Source organism: Staphylococcus sp. 231237_7MaSpsaltlick, assembly GCF_043107035.1.
This window is the reverse complement of sequence record NZ_JBICNX010000246.1, coordinates 1-662: the sequence shown is the minus strand read 5'-3', so window position 1 is coordinate 662 and position 662 is coordinate 1. Positions and strand designations below refer to the sequence as shown.

Genomic DNA, 662 nt, shown 5'->3' with positions numbered 1-662 from the left:
GATGCCTCCCATTAACTGCCATGTGTGATTCCTAGGTAAAAGTTTAAAGTTTCCTTTTCCAAAGAATAAAACGATTAAAAGTAAAAGTACTGTGCCCATAAGAAAAATATAAAAAGTACTTAAAATAGCCCCAGTTTTATCTGATAAAATTCCTCCTAAGGCAGCTTCAATACTCAAACATATGCCTGAAAATAAGGCCAAAATATAAAATAAAATAGTCATCACTTTATCCTCCGAATTAAGTTAATAAAATCTTTGATAAATAACAGGTTAATTGATATTTAGTATACAAAACTAGGCATATTAGCCTAAAATTGTAGTCAATCAGATATAACATTTATGGCATATAGACTAAGTATTAAAGTAAAAATGCCTAGAAAAAGTAGGTGGAATTTCATAACATAAGTAAATGATAATAGTTTTCAATTGATGAGGATCGATTGTGAAAATCTTATATTACTATTAAAGGTTTAAATCATTACTAAAAAGTGGATTAATGATACAAGATAAATAACGAGGCTATTTTATATTTTAAAATTATTTGAAAAAAAATAGTTTTAATAGTATAAAAATGGAGGTGATTTGCCGTTGAAATTACATACAAACAATGCATTTTCGGTAAGAAAGCAATTTCCAATAAATATTATTACTCACTTTCATAA

The 662-nt window shown here is 26.4% G+C and carries 1 protein-coding gene; it reads right to left on the bottom strand.

Going from position 1 to position 662, the window contains the following annotated elements; genetic code table 11:
- The coding region (locus ACF91D_RS31235) for a DMT family transporter (RefSeq protein ID WP_392438623.1) at positions 1 to 222 on the bottom strand (222 nt) is incomplete at its 3' end.
- Positions 223 to 662: the final 440 nt, after the last annotated feature.